The sequence below is a fragment of the Albidovulum sp. genome (assembly GCF_008933605.1).
Taxonomy (GTDB): domain Bacteria; phylum Pseudomonadota; class Alphaproteobacteria; order Rhodobacterales; family Rhodobacteraceae; genus Albidovulum.
In genome coordinates this window covers 1-2,653 of sequence record NZ_WBUS01000262.1, presented here as the reverse complement: position 1 = coordinate 2,653, position 2,653 = coordinate 1, and the positions used below count along the sequence as shown (strand labels likewise).

3 protein-coding genes and 1 pseudogene are annotated in these 2,653 nt (G+C 71.4%); 3 read left to right on the top strand and 1 reads right to left on the bottom strand.

Annotation, left to right across the window (positions count from 1 at the left end; translation table 11 throughout):
* Window positions 1–276, bottom strand: a pseudogene (locus tag F9K34_RS18520) (UbiD family decarboxylase domain-containing protein); the annotation flags it as partial.
* 107 nt (window positions 277–383) lie between these two features.
* On the opposite strand from F9K34_RS18520, the gene ubiT reads away from it, so the two are divergent.
* From ubiT to ubiV, 3 genes are all read left to right on the top strand, one after another.
* Window positions 384–875 carry a ubiquinone anaerobic biosynthesis accessory factor UbiT gene (gene ubiT / locus F9K34_RS18515; protein ID WP_291338574.1) on the top strand — a complete coding sequence of 164 codons (492 nt, stop codon included), beginning with the start codon at window positions 384–386 and terminating at the stop codon, window positions 873–875.
* A complete protein-coding gene (gene ubiU, locus F9K34_RS18510; RefSeq protein WP_291338576.1) occupies window positions 875–1,867 on the top strand; it encodes a ubiquinone anaerobic biosynthesis protein UbiU in 993 nt (330 codons plus the stop codon). The genes ubiT and ubiU overlap by 1 nt, the downstream gene beginning before the upstream one ends.
* Window positions 1,868–1,871: 4 nt before the next feature.
* Window positions 1,872–2,653: ubiquinone anaerobic biosynthesis protein UbiV (gene ubiV, locus F9K34_RS18505; RefSeq protein WP_291338573.1), on the top strand; the 782-nt coding region annotated here is incomplete at its 3' end.

The following is a 2,653-nucleotide window of genomic DNA, read 5'->3' as shown; positions in this document are numbered from 1 at the left end:
GGCGGGCACCTGGTCCTCGCCCAGACCGAGCCCCGCCGCGACGCGCGCGCGGGTGCCGAACAGATTGGCCACCACAGGCAGCGCGGCCCGGCTGCCGTCATCCGTCACCGCGTGGTCGAAGCGCAGCACCGGCCCGGCGGCGCGCAATGCCGCAAGCTGCACCGCCGTCATCTCGTGCCGCAGCGCCACCGGCGCGGCGATACGCTTCAGATCGCCCGCGCCTTCGGCATGGGCAAGAAAGGCGCGCAGATCGGGAAAGGGCGGCAGGGAGCGCATGGGCGGAACCGGAAGATCGGGCCTGCCTGCGGTAACAAGTCGAAGGGAAGCGGGACTTGACACAAGTCAAACCGACCCCGCGCCAGCACAGATAGACAGGGCGCGACATGCCGCTTGACCTTCCCCTGCCGCTGGCCCCGGCCAGCTTCGCCTTGTCGCAGCTGATGCGCCGCATCGCGGCGCGCCATCCCGACATCCTGCGTCGCCTCGGCTCCCATGCCGCGGTGCCCGTGCTGATCGACGTCACCGACGCGCCGGTGCTTCTGTTGATGGAGCCGTCGCTGCGCCGGCTGACGGCGCATCGCCGCGGCCACCCGCCCGCCGCGCGGGCGGCGATCCGCGGGCGGCTCTCGGCCTTCCTTGCAATGCTGCACGGTGCCGAGGACGGCGATGCGCTGTTCTTTTCGGGCGAGTTGCAGATCTCGGGCGACACTGCCGCCGTTCTGGCCCTGCGCAACGCGCTGGACGATGCCGAACTGGACCTGACCGACGAACTTGCCGCGATTGGCGGCCCGGCCTCGGGGGTGCTGCGGCGGGTGGCGGCGCTGGTGGCACGGCAGAGCGGGCTGGTGCTGACCCGCAACGGAGTCATGACATGATGGAACTGGTCTGCCCGGCGGGCACGCCGGCGGCGCTGCGCGCGGCCGTCGAGGCGGGCGCGCATGCCGTCTATTGCGGCTTTGCCGACGAGACGAACGCGCGCAACTTTCCCGGCCTGAACTTCAGCCGCGAGGAAATGGCCGAGGGGGTCGCCTTCGCGCATCGCCATGGCGCCAAGGTGCTGGTCGCGATCAACACGTTTCCGCGCGCGGGCGACCAGGCGCTTTGGCACCGGGCGGTCGCCGACGCGGCGCAGGCCGGGGCCGACGCGGTGATCCTCGCCGATCCGGGGCTTCTGGCGCATGCCGCCGGGCGCCACCCCGGCCTCAGGCTGCATCTATCGGTGCAGGCCGCGGCGGCGAACCCCGATGCGATTAACCTTTACGCCCAGGCCTTCGGGGTGAAGCGCGTGGTCCTGCCGCGCGTGCTGACCGTGGCCGAGATCGCCGCGATCAACCGCGAGGTGGACGTGGAAACCGAGGTCTTCGTCTTCGGCGGCCTTTGCGTCATGGCCGAGGGGCGCTGTTCGCTGTCGTCCTGGGCCACGGGGCTCTCGCCCAACATGAACGGCGTCTGCTCGCCCGCGAGCCACGTCGCCTATGCCGAAACCGGCGGCGCGCAGGAGGCGCGGCTGGGGGGCTTCCTGATCCACCGTACGCCCAAGGGCGCCCCGGTGCCCTATCCGACGCTGTGCAAGGGCTGCTTCACCTCACCCGGCGGCAAGGGCGAGAGCCAGACCGGCCATATCTTCGAGGATCCGGTGAGCCTGGATGCCACCCAGCTGATCCCGGCCCTGCAGGCAGCAGGCGTGCGCGCCCTGAAGATCGAGGGGCGCCAGCGCAGCCGCGCCTATGTGGCGCAGGTGGTGCGCGCCTTCCGCGCGGCGGTCGAGGCGGCCGAGAAGGGCCAGCCGATGCCCGCAAGCCTCTTGGCGAAGCTGACCGAAGGCCAGGCCGCCACCACCGGCGCCTATGCCAAGACCTGGAGATGACGCGATGGATCTGACCGTCGGCCCCAATGCGTTCTTCTGGTCCGCCGAGGCGGTGCGCGCCTTCTACACCGGCCTCGCCACCGCCCCGGTGGCCCGCGTGGTGATCGGCGAGTGGGTCTGCTCGAAACGCCTGCCGTTCTGGCAGGACGAGATTCCGGGCGCGATCGAAGTCTTGCGCGCGGCGGGGAAAGAGGTCGCCGTCACCTCGCTGGCGCTGATCACGCTGAAGCGGGAACGCAAGCAGACGGCGGACCTTGCGGGGATGGGCCTGCCCATCGAGGTGAACGACCTCTCGGCCCTGCGCCACATCCCCGAGGGCACGCCCTTCTGGGTAGGACCGATGGTGAATGTCTACAACGAGGGAACGCTGGAATGGCTGGCGGGCCGCGGCGCCACGCGCATCTGCCTGCCGCCCGAACTGCCGATGGCCTCGGTCGCGGTGCTGGCGCGGGCCGGGGCGGCGGCGGGCATCGCGGTCGAGGTCTGGGGCCATGGCCGCGTGCCTCTGGCGATATCCGGGCGCTGCTACCACGCAAGGCTGCATGACCGGGCCAAGGACAACTGCCAGTTCGTCTGCGAGGTGGACCCCGACGGCCGGGATGTCGACACGATGGATGGCCAGCCCTTCCTGACGGTGAACGGGGTGCAGACCCTGGGGCGCACGGTGACGACCGCCGCCGCACAGATGGAGGCGCTGCGCGCGGCCGGGGTGGCGTCGCTGCGGCTGTCGCCGCATGTCGGCGATTTCGCCGGGGTGGCGGGCGCCTGGGCCGAGGCGCTGCAGGG